Source organism: Pseudomonas sp. BCRC 81390, assembly GCF_030341915.1.
Lineage (GTDB): Bacteria > Pseudomonadota > Gammaproteobacteria > Pseudomonadales > Pseudomonadaceae > Aquipseudomonas.
The window spans coordinates 188,100-202,208 of the sequence record NZ_JATAAG010000066.1 but is presented as its reverse complement, the minus strand read 5'-3'; the positions used below and the strand labels follow the sequence as shown (position 1 = coordinate 202,208).

Below are 14,109 nucleotides of genomic sequence, written 5' to 3'. Positions count from 1 at the left end.
TTCATGGCACTCTAGGCAGGCACATCACGAGTCGCCCAGCATGCCTAGTTCCAGTGCCACGTTCCGCCCGGCCATCGGCCTGTCCAACCCTCACCTGCAAACCCTGTGGGGGCCACTGTGGCGCAAGCTGCCCGACCTGCCGCGCAACCGCGAGCGACTGTGGCTGGCCGATGGCGACTTCATCGACCTAGACTGGCACGGCCCGCACCAGCCCCATGCGCCCCTGGTACTGGTGCTGCACGGGTTGACCGGCTCATCGCATTCGCCCTACGTCAAAGGCTTGCAGCAGGCGTTGCAAGGCTGCGGCTGGGCCAGCGTGGCAGTCAACTGGCGGGGTTGTTCGGGCGAACCCAACCTGCTGCCGCGCAGTTACCATTCCGGTGCCAGCGAAGACCTCGCAGAAATCGTCAGCCACCTGCGTGCCCAGCGCCCCTTGGCACCGTTGTATGCGGTGGGCTACTCGCTGGGCGGTAACGTGCTGCTCAAGTACCTGGGTGAAAGCGGCGTCGCCAGCCAGCTGGAAGCGGCAGTGGCGGTGTCGGTGCCGTTTCGTCTGGACCATTGCGCCGACCGTATCGGCCAGGGTTTCTCGAAGGTGTACCAGGCGCATTTCATGCGCGAGATGCTGGCGTACGTGCAGCTCAAGCAGCGCCACTTTCACGACAATGGCCAGCATGAACGGCTGGCGACACTGCAACGGCTGGGGCCGCTGGGCAAGTTGCGCACATTCTGGGACTTCGATGGCAAGGTCACTGCCCCACTGAACGGCTTTCGCGACGTGCACGACTACTATCGCCGTTCATCGAGCCACTTCTTCCTGGGCAGCAACCGCACGCCGACCCTCATCATCCATTCAAGCGATGACCCATTCGTTTCGGACCACAGCCTGCCCACGGCACGTGAGCTGGCGCCGCAGACCCGTTTCGAGCTGCACAAACGGGGTGGCCACGTGGGGTTCGTCGATGGCAGCCTGCGCAACCCAGGGTATTACCTGGAGCGGCGGATTCCGCAGTGGCTGTTGCAAGGCCAGTAAAGCAATAACGGCCTCAGCGCCGGCAAACCGGCGCTGTGGCCAGGCCTGCTCATTCGCCGGTCGCTACGCCATGCGCCGGGTCGTTGATCCATTCACTCCAGGACCCGGCATACAGTTTGCCCAGCGGATACCCCGCCAGCGCCAGCGCAAACAGGTTATGGCAAGCAGTCACCCCAGATCCGCAATACGCAACCAACTGCTCCGGCGCGCGCCCGGCCAGCTTCTCGGCAAAGCGCTGCCTGAGCTGCTCCGCCGGCAGGAAGCACCCGTCAGCCCCCAGGTTGTCGGTGAACGCTGCGCACTGGGCGCCTGGGATATGCCCCGCCACTGGGTCGATCGGCTCCACTTCCCCACGAAAGCGCGGCAAGGCACGCGCGTCGAGCAACGTCAGGTCGTCTGCCCCCAGACGCTTGGCCAGATGCCCGGCATCGATCAGCAGCTTGGCGTCTGGCTCACCTGCGAAGGTGCCTTCCCGCTTGGCTGGCGGGTCGAGGCTCAGCGGCAGGTGGGCCGCATGCCAGGCCTTCAGCCCGCCGTCGAGGATTGCCACACCGCTGCGCTTGCCCAGCCAGGCCAGCAACCACCACGCTCGGGCGGCAAAGGCGCCAGGGCCGTCGTCGTACAACACCACCTCGCTGTCATTGTCCAGGCCCCACTCGCGCAGGCGTTCGACAAGCCGCTGCGCATCGGGCAACGGGTGGCGCCCGGTGCGGCCTTTGCTCACCGGCCCGCTCAGGTCACGCTCCAGGTCGGCAAAATGCGCCCCGGCAATATGCCCCTGGGCGTAGCTGCGTTGGCCATAGTCCACATCCTCCAGAGCAAAGCGGCAGTCGAGTATCACCAACTTGGCCGAACCCAGACGCTCGGCCAACTGCTGCGGGGTGATCAATTGCGCAAGGGGCATGACAATCTCCTGATCGATGGCACTGGGGCCCCGGGCTACTGCGCCAGGGCCTGGTTGAACGGTACATGGAATTCCTGACACAGGGCGTCCACGGCGCTGCGGGCATTCTCGGTGACGAAGCCAAGCTCCAGCACCAGCACCTGATAGACGCCGCGCTTGAAGGCTTCTTCGCCCAGATGCGCGGAATGTTCCCGCGTGGTACTGAGAAAACGCACCCAGGACGTCAGCACGATCCAGGCGTTGATGGTCAGCGATTCGATCTGCGCCGGCACCATGGCCAGGATCCCCGCCTCGACGAAGCCGCGGTAGATGGCCTGGCCCTGGCGCAGGCAGCGCTCGGAAAAGCGCCGGTAACGGGCGGCCAGCTCCGGGTCACTGTCGAGCAGATGCTCCAGGTCACGGTGCAGGAAACGGTAGTTCCACATTGCGGCCAGCAGGGCCTTGAGGTAGAAGCGCTTGTCTTCCACGGTCGCTGGCCGGCCTTGCGGCGGGCGCAGGAAGCTGTCCACCAGTTCTTCGTACTGGCTGAACAACAGGGCGATGATCGCCTGCTTGTTGGGAAAGTGGTAATACAGGTTGCCGGGTGAGATTTCCATGTGCGCGGCAATGTGGTTGGTACTGACGCTACGTTCACCCTGCTGGTTGAACAGCTCCAGGCTGTTCTGCACGATGCGCTCTCGGGTCTTCATGCGCGGCGCCATGCTCGGCTCCCAGTCTGCGGGCTTCATCAAAAGGTCATCTTACGGCGTATTGGCGGTGGAATGCACCGCATGAATGCGCGGAAAAATTCGCACCAGCGCCCGGGTTAGAGTATAGGCTCTACGGATTTCCCGCCCGGACTCGCCACTGCCATGAACTCGCCTAGTGCCCTGCCTCCTGTGCAATCCGACACCGACCTGGCGACGATGTTCGCTGTTCAGCGCCGGGCCTTTTCCGGCAACCCGCTGCCACCCGCGGCGCAGCGGCGACAATGGCTGAAAAACCTGCGCGAGGCCTTGCTGGCCGGCCAGGCGGAGCTGATCGAAGCCATCGGCCAAGACTTTGAAGGGCGCAGCGCCAACGAGACCCTGCTGGCCGAACTGCTGCCTGCGGTGCAGGGCCTGCGCCACGCCGAAAAACACCTGCAACGCTGGATGCGCGCCAGCCGGCGCCGGGTCGGCCTGGCCTTCCAGCCCGCCAGCGCGCAGGTGCGTTATCAACCCTTGGGCGTGGTCGGCATCATCGTGCCGTGGAACTACCCGCTGTTCCTGGCCATCGGCCCGCTGACCTGCGCCCTGGCCGCTGGCAACCGGGTCATGCTCAAGCTCAGCGAAGCCACACCGGCTTGTGGCCGCGCGCTGAAACAGCTGCTGGAGCGCGTATTCCCCAGCGACCTGGTCAGCGTGGTGCTTGGCGAAGTCGAGGTGGGCAAGGCCTTCGCCCGCCTGCCTTTCGACCACCTGTTGTTCACCGGTGCCACCAGCGTCGGGCGTCAGGTGATGCTGGCTGCGGCACACAACCTGACTCCGGTCACGCTGGAACTCGGTGGCAAGTCGCCGGCGATTGTCTCGGCCGACGTACCGCTGGACAGCGCCGCCGAACGCATCGCCTTCGGCAAGACCCTGAATGCTGGCCAGACCTGCGTCGCCCCCGACTACGTGCTGGTGCCGCGCGAGCGGCTGCAGGCCTTCAGCGACGCCTACCAGCGTGCGGTACGCCGGCTGTACCCGCGCATCGCCGATAACCCCGACTATACCGCCATCATCAACCCGTACCAGCTGCAGCGCTTGCAGGGCCTGCTGGACGACGCCAGTGCCAAGGGCGCGCAGGTGCTGGACATCTACCCCAACGAAACCCGCCAGGGTCGACGCCTGCCGCCGCACCTGTTGCTCGACGTGCACGACGACATGCAAGTGATGCAGGACGAGATCTTCGGCCCGCTGCTGCCGCTGGTGCCCTACGACAGTCTCGAACAGGCGCTGGCCTACATCAACCAACGACCACGCCCGCTGGCGCTGTACTACTTCGGCTATGACCGCGCCGGCCAGGAGCAGGTGCTGCGTCACACCCATTCCGGCGGCGTGTGCCTGAACGACACCCTGCTTCACGTAGCCCAGGACGACCTGCCGTTCGGCGGCATCGGCCCTTCGGGAATGGGCCACTACCATGGCCATGACGGGTTCCTCACCTTCAGCAAGGCCAAGGCGGTATTGGCCAAGCAACGCTTCAATGCCGCGCGGCTGATCTACCCGCCTTATGGCAAAGCCCTGCAGCGCCTGGTTTTCAAGCTATTCATCCGCTGAGGGCCGGCCCATGCACCGCCGCGATCTGCTGCGTTTCAGCCTTGGCGCCAGCCTGATCCTGGCCGGTACCAGCCTGGTCGGCTGCCGCGCACAAACAGCCGCGACCGGTTACCACGCATTGCGCGACGATGACCTGCCGCTACTGAGTGCGCTGATTCCCGTGGTCCTGGCCGACACACAGGCCACCGAAACATTGGTGCTGCACAGCCTCGACCACAAGCTGGCGGCGCTGTCACCTGAGATGCTCAAGCTCACCCGGCAACTGTTCGACGTGCTCAGCCTGCCGCTGACCCGCGGCCCCCTGACGGGTGTCTGGAGCGCCTGGGAACAAGCCAGCCCCGCGCAAGTCAGGGCCTTCCTGCAGCGTTGGCAGGACAGCTCGCTGAACCTGCTGCGCATGGGCCACGCCTCGCTACTGCAGTTGCTGCAGATGGCCTGGTACGAACGCCCTGAATCCTGGGCCGCCTGCGGCTACCCAGGGCCACCGAAGATCTGAAAACAACAAGAGCAGCGCAGATGCCTGTACCCGACCCGTTTCGCCAAGGCCTGGAGCGTGGCTGGATCACCCATGACGCTTCGCGCCTGGAGCAGGACCTCACCCTGGAAGCCGACGTTGCCGTGATTGGCAGCGGTGCCGGTGGCGCAACCAGTGCACAAATGCTCAGCGCCGCCGGCTTCAAGGTGCTGCTGGTCGAAGAAGGCCCGTTGAAGACCAGCAACGATTTCCACCTGCTGGAAAACGAAGCCTACGCCAGCCTGTACCAGGAAGGCCTGGGCCGCATGAGCAAGGATGGCGCCATCACCATTCTGCAGGGCCGCGCCGTGGGTGGCACCACGCTGGTCAATTGGACTTCGAGTTTTCGCACTCCGCCCGAGACCCTGGCGTACTGGGCCTCGGCCCATAACGTGAGCGGCCTGGACGAAACGCAGATGCGCCCCTGGTTCGAACGTATCGAACAGGAACTGGGCATCAGCCCCTGGGCACTGCCGCCGAACGCCAATAACGACGTGCTGCGCCGTGGCTGCGAGCAGCTGGGCTACCGCTGGGCGGTGATTCCGCGCAACGTGCGCGGCTGTTGGAACCTGGGCTATTGCGGCATGGGTTGCCCGGTGAATGCCAAGCAATCAATGCTCGTGACCCGCATTCCCGCGACGCTCGAGCAAGGCGGCGAGTTGCTCTATCTGGCCCGGGCCGAGCGCTTCGAGCACAACGGCGAACGCATCCATGGCCTGACCTGCCAGGCGCTGGACAGCCAGGGCATACACCCTTCGGGCCGCCAGGTCCGCATACGTGCGCGCCATTACGTTCTGGCCGGGGGCGGTATCAACAGCCCGGCGCTACTGCTGCGGTCCGCTGCGCCCGACCCGCACGGCTGCCTGGGCAAGCGCACCTTCCTGCACCTGGTGAACTTCAGCGCAGCACGCTTCAACGAACGTATCGATCCCTACTACGGCGCCCCGCAGTCCATCTACAGTGACCACTTCCAATGGCAAGGCGGCGTCGACGGCCCGATTGGCTACAAGCTGGAGGTACCGCCGTTGCACCCGGCCCTGGCCAGCACCCTGCTGGGTGGGTATGGCGAGGACAATGCCCGGCGCATGGCCGAGCTACCCCATACCCATGTGATGCTGGCACTGCTGCGCGACGGCTTTCACCCGCAAAGCCAGGGTGGGACGGTGGAGCTGCGCGGCGATGGCTCTCCCGTGCTCGACTACCCGCTCACCGGCTACCTGTATGACGGTTTGCGCCGCGCCTATCGCAGCATGGCGCAAATCCAGTTCGCCGCCGGCGCCACCCAGGTAACCCCCGTGCACAGCGATGCCCGTGCTGCGTCCAGCCTGCAACAGGCCTTGGCCATGATCGATAGCTTGCGCCTGGAGCCGTTCCGCACGCGCCTGGGCAGCGCCCACGTGATGGGCGGTTGTGCCTTGGGGGAAGACCCGCGCCAGGCGGTATGCGACAGCCTGGGCCGCCATCACCAGCTGGAGAACCTGTCGATACACGACGGTTCGCTGTTCCCCACCAGCATCGGTGCCAACCCGCAATTGTCGGTGTATGCCATCAGCGCCAGGCTCAGCGAGGCCCTGATTGCCCGCCTGGCACACAGCGCATGACAACGAACACGGCCCCTGTCTATAGTGCCATCAGCCGGCCGCATGACTTGGCCGGGCGCAGTCGCTGCGCTACCATCCGACTCCCCAACGCACTCCAGCCAGGATGACGCGATGAACCGAGTGTTGTACCCGGGTACTTTCGACCCCATTACCAAAGGCCATGGCGATCTGGTCGAACGCGCCTCGCGGCTGTTCGACCATGTGATCATCGCCGTGGCGGCCAGCCCCAAGAAAAACCCGCTGTTCCCGCTGGAACAACGGGTGGAGCTCGCCCGTGAGGTCACCAAGCACCTGCCCAATGTCGAAGTCATCGGCTTCTCCTCGCTGCTGGCACACTTCGCCAAGGAACAGGGCGCGAACGTGTTCCTGCGTGGCCTGCGGGCGGTATCCGACTTCGAGTACGAGTTCCAGCTGGCGAACATGAACCGGCAACTGGCCCCCGATGTCGAGAGCCTGTTCCTCACGCCTTCGGAGCGTTATTCCTTCATTTCCTCGACCTTGGTCCGGGAAATCGCCGCATTGGGGGGGGATATCAGCAAATTCGTCCACCCGGCGGTGGCCGACGCGTTGACCGAACGCTTCAGGAAGTAAGCCAGGCAGCTGATTATCTGCGCCCGCGTGCACTGCGGGCGCGAATGCGGCACAATTGTGCCCACTGCGTTGAATATGCCCGGGCGCTGAGCCCCGGCCGGAGTCCCCATGTCCCTGATCATCACCGACGATTGCATCAACTGCGACGTCTGCGAACCCGAGTGCCCGAACGAGGCCATCTCACAAGGCGAAGAGATCTACGTGATCGACCCTAACCTGTGCACCCAGTGCGTGGGCCATTACGACGAGCCGCAATGCCAGCAGGTTTGCCCGGTCGACTGCATCCCGCTGGATGAAGCGCACCCGGAAACCGAAGAAGAGCTGATGGCCAAGTATCGTCGGATTACCGGCAAGGCCTGAACCTGCAGGCCTGCGCGGTACCTGTAGGATCGCACCCCCTCAGCGTTGGCAACGCGGGCAGTACACGCTGGCCCGCTGCCCCAGCTTGACCTCGCGCAATTGCGTGCCGCATAGCTTGCACGGTTGCCCGCCCCGCCCATACACGAACAATTCCTGCTGGAAGTACCCCGGCTGGCCATCGCCGCCGATGAAGTCGCGCAGGGTGGTGCCGCCCTGCTCGATTGCCGCCGCCAGCACCCGCTTGATTTCCATTGTCAGCTTCAGGTAACGCGCCCGTGAAATCCCGCCGGCCGCGCGGCGTGGGTCGATCCCGGCGGCGAACAGCGCCTCGGTGGCGTAGATGTTACCCACCCCCACCACCACTGCGTTGTCCATGATGAACGGCTTGACCGCCATCGAACGCCCGCGGGACAACTGGAACAACCGCTCGCCGTCGAACAGGTCGGTCAGTGGCTCCGGCCCCAGGCGCAGCAGCAGTTCGTGGTTGAACGGGTCCTGGCTCCACAGCATCGCGCCAAAGCGGCGCGGGTCGGTGTAGCGCAGCATCAGCCCCGACTCCAGTTCGATGTCGACGTGCTCGTGCTTGGCCGCCGGCAAACCCAGCTCGACCAGGCGCAGGTTGCCCGACATGCCCAGGTGGCTGATCAGCGTACCGACCTCGGCGTTGATCAGCAGGTACTTGGCGCGCCGCTCGACACTGACGATGCGCTGCCCAGACAGGCGCACGTCCAGGTCTTCGGGAACCGGCCAGCGCAGGCGCCGGTCACGCACCACCACCCGGCTGACGCGCTGGCCTACCAGGTGCGGCGCGATACCGCGCCGGGTGGTTTCTACTTCGGGTAATTCCGGCATGTGTCAGTGCCCGCCCAACTCGCGAATGTTCTGCTTGAGGTTTTCGAAATCGTATTCCGACAAGCCGATGTAATCGAGCACCAGCGGGCCGACCACGCGCCATTCATGGTCCAGCGACTGGTTGCCCAGTACCCGGTAGGAGGCACAGATGTGCTCGGCCATTTTCAGTACCGCCAGGAGGTTCTTCAACTGGCTCTGGGTATTGCGCGAGCTTTCGTCGCGGAATACCGCCAGGGCATTGTGGTGGTTGGCGATGGCCGCGCTGAGGTGCTCGGGCAGGCGCCAGGACTTGGCGGTGAAATAGCCGACCACCGCATGGTTGGTGTTGAAGGCCCGGTTTTCCGTGTCGACGATCCGGGTTTCCCCGTCGGCCGTGGCATAGGCCTGCTCCAGCACCTCCATGTAGTCGGGGAAGCGCTTGAGCATCAGCGGCACGCCACAGTCGTGGAACAGGCCGAGGGTATAGGCCTCGTCCGCCGGCTGGATGCCGGTGCGCTTGGCCAGGGTCAGGCAGGTCATCGCCACATCCTGGGCGGTGTCCCAGAAGCGGTTGAGGGTGACGATGGTCTCGTCGCTCATTTCGCCCTTGATCGACTGGGCGTTGATCAGGTTGATGATCGATCGGCTACCCAGCAGGTTCACCGCGCGCTGGATCGAACCGATCTTGTTGGAAAGGCCGAAGTGCGGGGAATTGACCAGCTTGAGCAACGCCCCCGAAAGCCCCGGGTCCTGGGCAATCAGCTTGGCGATGGTTTCCAGGTCAGGGTCTGGCATGTACTGCTCGAACTGCAGATCGACCATGATTTGCGGTTGCGGCGGGATGGTGATGCCTTGCAAGGCTTGCTGGATCTGTTCGGCGCTGAGTTCCTGGGACATACGTGCACACTCGTTCGGGACGAGCGATTCTAACCCCCTGTACCGGCAAGGGACCAACCATTGAATCGTAACGCTGGAACTTTCCTTGGCCGCCGCGGGCCTCTTTTTTACATCCATCGAAAAAGGAGCAAGGACCATGAGTGCGGAACTGAACGGCAAGCGCGTAGCCTTTCTGGTCACCGATGGCTTCGAGCAGGTGGAGCTGACCGGGCCCCGCGAAGCCCTTGAACAGAGCGGCGCGGTGGTGGATATCCTCAGCGACAAGGAGGGCACGGTACGCGGTTGGAACCATGACCAGCCGGCGGATGAGTTCGCGGTGGATGCCACGTTCGAAGGTGCCCACCTGGACCTCTACGATGCCTTGGTGCTCCCTGGCGGCGTGCAAAACTCTGACACGATTCGGCTCATCCCCGCGGCGCAAAAACTGGTGAAAAGCCACGATTCGGCCGGCAAGCCGCTGGCCGTGATCTGCCACGGAGGCTGGTTGCTGGTGTCATGCGGGCTGGTCAAGGGCAAACGGATGACCAGTTACAAGACCCTGCAGGACGACATTCGCAACGCCGGCGGCGAGTGGGTGGATGAGGAAGTGGTGGTCGATGGCAAGCTGATCAGCAGCCGCCAGCCCGATGACATTCCGGCGTTCAACCAGCAATTGATCAAGGCACTGGCGGCCTGATGCCATGTACCGGATGACGCGACACAAGGCCGCTCCTACAACGGGCGCATGGCCGGGCAACGCGTTATAATCCCGCTCTTTTTTCCGGAGCGACGTCATGTCCCTGCCCAGCCTTCGCCTCAAAGCCAATGCCGACCGCCGCCTGCGCGCCGGCCACCTGTGGGTCTACAGCAACGAAGTCGATGTCACCGTGACTCCGTTGCAGGGCTTTCAGGCCGGCCAGCAGGCCGTTCTCGAGGCGGCCAACGGCAAGCCGCTGGGCATCGTTGCACTGAGCCCGAACAACCTGATCTGCGCTCGCCTGCTGTCGCGCGATGCCAAGCTGCCGCTGGACAAGTCGCTGCTGGTACACCGCCTGAACGTGGCCCTGTCGCTGCGCCAGCGCCTGTTCGAGCAACCGTGCTACCGCCTGGTCTACGGCGATTCCGACCTGCTGCCAGGCCTGGTGGTAGACCGCTTCTTCGACATTCTTGTGGTGCAACTGGCCTCGGCCACCATGGAAGCGCACAAAGACGACGTGATTGCGGCGCTGGTCCAGGTGCTCAAGCCCAGCGGCATCCTGTTCAAGAACGACTCCTCGGCGCGCGACGCCGAGGGCCTGCAGCGCTATGTCGAGACGGTCTATGGTGAAGTGCCGGACTGGGTGCCGCTGGAAGAGAACGGCGTCAGGTTCGAAGCCCCGGTGCGTGACGGCCAGAAGACCGGCTGGTTCTACGACCACCGCATGAACCGCGCCCGCCTGGCACCGTACGTGAAAGGCAAGCGTGTGCTCGACCTGTTCAGCTATATCGGTGGTTGGGGCGTGCAGGCCGGTGCCTTCGGCGCCAGCGAAGTGTTCTGCGTCGATGCCTCGGGCTTTGCCCTGGATGGCGTGGAGCGCAACGCCGCGCTGAACGGCATCAGTGAGAAGCTGACCTGCATCGAAGGCGACGTGTTCGAGGCCCTGCGCGAACTCAAGGCCGCCGAAGAACGCTTCGACGTGATCATTGCCGACCCACCCGCGTTCATCAAGCGCAAGAAAGACCTGAAAAACGGTGAAGCGGCCTATCGCCGCCTGAACGAGCAGGCCATGCGCATGCTGACCAAGGACGGCATCCTGGTCAGCGCCTCGTGCTCGATGCACCTGCCTGAAGACGACCTGCACAACATCCTGCTCACCAGCGCCCGCCATCTCGACCGCAACCTGCAGTTGCTCGAGCGCGGCGGCCAAGGCCCGGACCACCCGGTGCACCCGGCCATCGCCGAAACCCGCTACATCAAGAGCATCACCTGCCGGTTATTGCCAAACAGCTAAGCGCTGGCGACCGGGGGCCTTCGCGCCCCCGGTTCGCTTCAGATGCCCAGTACCTGCGTTGCAATTCCGAAGTACACCAGCACGCCTGCGGCATCGGCAATCGATGTGATCAACGGGCCACTGGCCGTGGCCGGGTCTAGCTTGAAGCGGCTGAGCAGGAACGGCAGGCTCATGCCAATCAGGCTGCCGACCAGTACGATCACCACCATGCTGCTGGCAACGATCAGGGCAATCTGCGCCCCCCCGCGTAGTACCCCCAAGGACGCTACGGCCACTGCCATGGTGCATCCCAGCAGCAGCGCCACCGCGAACTCCCGCCCCAGCATGCGCCACCAGTCACTCATGACCACTTCACCCGTGGCCAGGCCCCTCACCATCAATGTTGCAGACTGGGCGCCGGCGTTACCGCCACTGTCCACCAGCAGCGGCAGAAAGAACACCAGGGCGATGTGGGCGGCGATGGTTTCCTCGAAGGCAGCAATACCCGCCCCGGAAAAGAGGTTGCCGAACACCAGCAGAACCAGCCAGAACACGCGTTTGCGGTAAAGCAGACCAAGGGTCGCGTGGCGCAGATTGCCTATATGACTGGTGATCGAGGCGCCCTTGTGGAAATCTTCGGTCGCCTCACGCCGTTGTGCCTCCAGGCCTGCCTGGATGTTCGGGCCGGAGGTGTTTTTATCGAGCGATTGTTGCATGAGTTTCTCCAGGCGCCGACCCAGGCGCCCACAGACCTCAGCCCCGTGGACTCAAGCCTTCGGCAGCCCTGGCGACGGCGCGCTCAGTGCCAGATTTCAGGTTCGTGTGGAACCGGTAACTGGGAAGGTCCATTGAGTGTCTTCTCGCAAAGCCGCACATGCGGCGCCGGGATAATAGAAGCTCAGGGACTGCTGGTCAGCCCCATCAGCAGCGATTCAGAAAGGCCCTACAAGCAACCGACCAACAGGCCAAAGCCACCGCCCGGCCACATCGCCATTCCCTCACCGCCTCAGCGGTGTAGAATCGGCCTATTCATCGCCAGTCATCCCCGGCGGGTTTATGAGCTCTGGCCAGGCACGCGGCGATCCCGCGCAGTCCTCGGCCCCAATCCGTGCCAGTGGCAACCGGCCTGCGGTACAAAGGACAAGAGAAGCTCACTCCCCTTTCTGTGACCTGATTAAGCCGCCAGGAGTGTTTCATGCCTGATTACCGTTCAAAGACTTCCACCCAAGGCCGCAACATGGCCGGCGCCCGTGCCCTGTGGCGCGCCACCGGGATGAAGGACGAAGACTTCAAGAAACCGATCATCGCCATCGCCAACTCGTTCACCCAGTTCGTCCCGGGCCACGTGCACCTGAAGGACCTGGGCCAACTGGTCGCCCGCGAGATCGAACGCGCCGGTGGCGTGGCCAAGGAATTCAACACCATCGCGGTCGATGACGGCATCGCCATGGGCCACGACGGCATGCTGTACTCGCTGCCAAGCCGCGAGATCATCGCCGACGCCGTGGAATACATGGTCAACGCCCACTGCGCCGATGCCATCGTGTGCATCTCCAACTGCGACAAGATCACCCCCGGCATGCTGATGGCCGCACTGCGCCTGAACATCCCGGTGATCTTCGTGTCCGGCGGCCCGATGGAAGCCGGCAAGACCAAGCTGGCCAGCCATGGCCTGGACCTGGTGGATGCCATGGTCATCGCTGCCGACGCTTCGGCCTCCGACGAAAAGGTCGCCGAATACGAGCGTAGCGCCTGCCCGACCTGCGGCTCGTGCTCCGGCATGTTCACCGCCAATTCGATGAACTGCCTGACCGAAGCCCTGGGCCTGGCCCTGCCGGGCAACGGCTCGACCCTGGCGACCCACGCCGACCGCGAGCAACTGTTCCTCACTGCCGGCCGCACCATCGTCGAGCTGTGCAAGCGTTACTACGGCGACAACGACGAGTCGGTACTGCCGCGCAACATCGCCAACTTCAAGGCGTTCGAGAACGCCATGATGCTCGACATCGCCATGGGCGGCTCGACCAACACCATCCTGCACCTGCTGGCTGCAGCCCAGGAAGCCGAGGTGGCGTTCGACCTGCGCGACATCGACCGCCTGTCGCGCAAAGTACCGCAGCTGTGCAAGGTGGCGCCGAACATCCAGAAGTACCACATGGAAGACGTGCACCGCGCCGGCGGCATCTTCAGCATCCTCGGCTCGCTGGCCCGTGGCGGCCTGCTGCACACCGACCTGCCGACCGTGCACAGCCGCAGCATGGAAGAAGCCATCGCCAAGTGGGACATTACCCAGACCGATGACGAAGCCGTGCACACCTTCTTCAAGGCAGGCCCTGCCGGCATCCCGACCCAGACCGCATTCAGCCAGTCGACCCGTTGGCCGAGCCTGGACCTGGACCGCGCCGAAGGCTGCATCCGTAGCGTCGAGCACGCCTACTCGCAGGAAGGCGGCCTGGCCGTGCTGTACGGCAACATCGCGCTGGATGGCTGCGTGGTGAAAACCGCCGGTGTCGACGAATCGATCCTGGTGTTCGAAGGTACCGCGAAGATCTTCGAGAGCCAGGACAGCGCTGTGCGCGGCATCCTCGCCGACGAAGTGAAGGCCGGCGACATCGTGATCATCCGCTACGAAGGCCCGAAAGGCGGCCCGGGCATGCAAGAGATGCTGTACCCGACCTCGTACCTGAAGTCCAAAGGCCTGGGCAAGGCCTGCGCCCTGCTCACCGACGGCCGCTTCTCGGGCGGCACCTCGGGCCTGTCGATCGGCCACGCCTCGCCGGAAGCCGCGGCTGGCGGTGCCATCGGCCTGGTGCGCGACGGCGACAAGATTCTGATCGACATCCCCAACCGTTCGATCAACCTGCAAGTCAGCGACGAAGAACTGGCCCAGCGCCGCGTCGAGCAGGACAAGAAGGGCTGGAAGCCTGCCGAAGTGCGCCCACGCAAGGTGACCACCGCGCTGAAAGCCTATGCCCTGCTGGCGACGAGTGCCGACAAAGGTGCTGTGCGTAACAAGGCGATGCTGGAAGGGTTTTAAGGCCTGACAGAGAAAAAAAGAACCGGCGTCTTGAGCGCCGGTTTTTTTATGCCCGTGAGTACCCTTTCGCGGGTAAACCCACACAGGTGCGGCACAGCATCGGAAACCTG

At 64.1% G+C, this 14,109-nt stretch carries 14 protein-coding genes; 9 read left to right on the top strand and 5 right to left on the bottom strand.

Annotated features, from left to right (window positions below; translation table 11 throughout):
• Positions 1-40 precede the first annotated feature (40 nt).
• A complete protein-coding gene (locus QSV36_RS17590) occupies positions 41-1,033 on the top strand; it encodes a hydrolase (protein WP_289133538.1) in 993 nt (330 codons plus the stop codon).
• A 49-nt stretch (positions 1,034-1,082) separates the two neighbouring features.
• On the opposite strand, the gene QSV36_RS17585 is transcribed toward QSV36_RS17590, so the two are convergent.
• Entirely contained in the window at positions 1,083-1,937 is an 855-nt protein-coding gene (locus QSV36_RS17585; protein ID WP_289133537.1) for a sulfurtransferase, read from the bottom strand.
• A 35-nt stretch (positions 1,938-1,972) separates the two neighbouring features.
• The gene (locus QSV36_RS17580; RefSeq protein WP_225780764.1) at positions 1,973-2,638 is read right to left on the bottom strand and encodes a TetR/AcrR family transcriptional regulator; all 666 of its coding nucleotides are present in this window, start codon (positions 2,636-2,638) and stop codon (positions 1,973-1,975) included.
• A 150-nt stretch (positions 2,639-2,788) separates the two neighbouring features.
• Here QSV36_RS17580 and QSV36_RS17575 point away from each other — a divergent pair, with 150 nt between their 5' ends.
• The 5 genes from QSV36_RS17575 to QSV36_RS17555 all read left to right on the top strand — a co-directional run bounded on the left by QSV36_RS17575 (position 2,789) and on the right by QSV36_RS17555 (position 7,285).
• A complete protein-coding gene (locus tag QSV36_RS17575) occupies positions 2,789-4,219 on the top strand; it encodes a coniferyl aldehyde dehydrogenase (RefSeq protein ID WP_289133536.1) in 1,431 nt (476 codons plus the stop codon).
• 10 nt (positions 4,220-4,229) lie between these two features.
• Positions 4,230-4,715: a twin-arginine translocation pathway signal protein gene (locus tag QSV36_RS17570; protein ID WP_289133535.1), complete on the top strand. Its 486-nt coding sequence runs from the start codon at positions 4,230-4,232 to the stop codon at positions 4,713-4,715.
• 20 nt (positions 4,716-4,735) lie between these two features.
• Complete coding sequence (locus QSV36_RS17565) at positions 4,736-6,334, top strand: GMC family oxidoreductase (RefSeq protein WP_289133534.1); 1,599 nt, start codon at positions 4,736-4,738, stop codon at positions 6,332-6,334.
• Positions 6,335-6,445: 111 nt separating this feature from the next.
• Positions 6,446-6,925: a pantetheine-phosphate adenylyltransferase gene (coaD, locus tag QSV36_RS17560; protein ID WP_225779623.1), complete on the top strand. Its 480-nt coding sequence runs from the start codon at positions 6,446-6,448 to the stop codon at positions 6,923-6,925.
• Between the two features lie 108 nt (positions 6,926-7,033).
• The gene (locus QSV36_RS17555) at positions 7,034-7,285 is read left to right on the top strand and encodes a YfhL family 4Fe-4S dicluster ferredoxin (RefSeq protein WP_013974644.1); all 252 of its coding nucleotides are present in this window, start codon (positions 7,034-7,036) and stop codon (positions 7,283-7,285) included.
• A 39-nt stretch (positions 7,286-7,324) separates the two neighbouring features.
• On the opposite strand, the gene mutM is transcribed toward QSV36_RS17555, so the two are convergent.
• Both mutM and QSV36_RS17545 read right to left on the bottom strand, forming a co-directional pair.
• Complete coding sequence (gene mutM / locus QSV36_RS17550) at positions 7,325-8,137, bottom strand: bifunctional DNA-formamidopyrimidine glycosylase/DNA-(apurinic or apyrimidinic site) lyase (protein ID WP_289133533.1); 813 nt, start codon at positions 8,135-8,137, stop codon at positions 7,325-7,327.
• Between the two features lie 3 nt (positions 8,138-8,140).
• Positions 8,141-8,959 (bottom strand): HDOD domain-containing protein, encoded by an 819-nt coding sequence (locus QSV36_RS17545; RefSeq protein ID WP_289134205.1) that lies wholly within the window; start codon positions 8,957-8,959, stop codon positions 8,141-8,143.
• A 190-nt stretch (positions 8,960-9,149) separates the two neighbouring features.
• On the opposite strand from QSV36_RS17545, the gene QSV36_RS17540 reads away from it, so the two are divergent.
• Positions 9,150-9,689, top strand: a complete 540-nt coding sequence (locus QSV36_RS17540) for a type 1 glutamine amidotransferase domain-containing protein (protein ID WP_289133532.1) — start codon at positions 9,150-9,152, stop codon at positions 9,687-9,689.
• Positions 9,690-9,786: 97 nt separating this feature from the next.
• Entirely contained in the window at positions 9,787-10,983 is a 1,197-nt protein-coding gene (locus tag QSV36_RS17535) for a class I SAM-dependent rRNA methyltransferase (RefSeq protein ID WP_289133531.1), read from the top strand.
• A gap of 38 nt (positions 10,984-11,021) precedes the next feature.
• On the opposite strand, the gene QSV36_RS17530 is transcribed toward QSV36_RS17535, so the two are convergent.
• Positions 11,022-11,678 (bottom strand): magnesium transporter, encoded by a 657-nt coding sequence (locus QSV36_RS17530; RefSeq protein ID WP_289133530.1) that lies wholly within the window; start codon positions 11,676-11,678, stop codon positions 11,022-11,024.
• A gap of 479 nt (positions 11,679-12,157) precedes the next feature.
• Between QSV36_RS17530 and ilvD the strand changes: the two genes are divergently transcribed.
• On the top strand, positions 12,158-13,999 hold the full coding sequence (gene ilvD, locus QSV36_RS17525) for a dihydroxy-acid dehydratase (protein ID WP_289133529.1): 1,842 nt from the start codon (positions 12,158-12,160) through the stop codon (positions 13,997-13,999).
• The last annotated feature ends 110 nt before the right edge of the window (positions 14,000-14,109 follow it).

Coding starts and splice junctions, on each gene's coding strand:
- QSV36_RS17590 (WP_289133538.1), top strand. CDS start 41: ATGCCTAGTTCCAGTGCCACGTTCCGCCCGGCCATCGGCCTGTCCAAC.
- QSV36_RS17585 (WP_289133537.1), bottom strand. CDS start 1,937: ATGCCCCTTGCGCAATTGATCACCCCGCAGCAGTTGGCCGAGCGTCTG.
- QSV36_RS17580 (WP_225780764.1), bottom strand. CDS start 2,638: ATGGCGCCGCGCATGAAGACCCGAGAGCGCATCGTGCAGAACAGCCTG.
- QSV36_RS17575 (WP_289133536.1), top strand. CDS start 2,789: ATGAACTCGCCTAGTGCCCTGCCTCCTGTGCAATCCGACACCGACCTG.
- QSV36_RS17570 (WP_289133535.1), top strand. CDS start 4,230: ATGCACCGCCGCGATCTGCTGCGTTTCAGCCTTGGCGCCAGCCTGATC.
- QSV36_RS17565 (WP_289133534.1), top strand. CDS start 4,736: ATGCCTGTACCCGACCCGTTTCGCCAAGGCCTGGAGCGTGGCTGGATC.
- coaD (WP_225779623.1), top strand. CDS start 6,446: ATGAACCGAGTGTTGTACCCGGGTACTTTCGACCCCATTACCAAAGGC.
- QSV36_RS17555 (WP_013974644.1), top strand. CDS start 7,034: ATGTCCCTGATCATCACCGACGATTGCATCAACTGCGACGTCTGCGAA.
- mutM (WP_289133533.1), bottom strand. CDS start 8,137: ATGCCGGAATTACCCGAAGTAGAAACCACCCGGCGCGGTATCGCGCCG.
- QSV36_RS17540 (WP_289133532.1), top strand. CDS start 9,150: ATGAGTGCGGAACTGAACGGCAAGCGCGTAGCCTTTCTGGTCACCGAT.
- QSV36_RS17535 (WP_289133531.1), top strand. CDS start 9,787: ATGTCCCTGCCCAGCCTTCGCCTCAAAGCCAATGCCGACCGCCGCCTG.
- QSV36_RS17530 (WP_289133530.1), bottom strand. CDS start 11,678: ATGCAACAATCGCTCGATAAAAACACCTCCGGCCCGAACATCCAGGCA.
- ilvD (WP_289133529.1), top strand. CDS start 12,158: ATGCCTGATTACCGTTCAAAGACTTCCACCCAAGGCCGCAACATGGCC.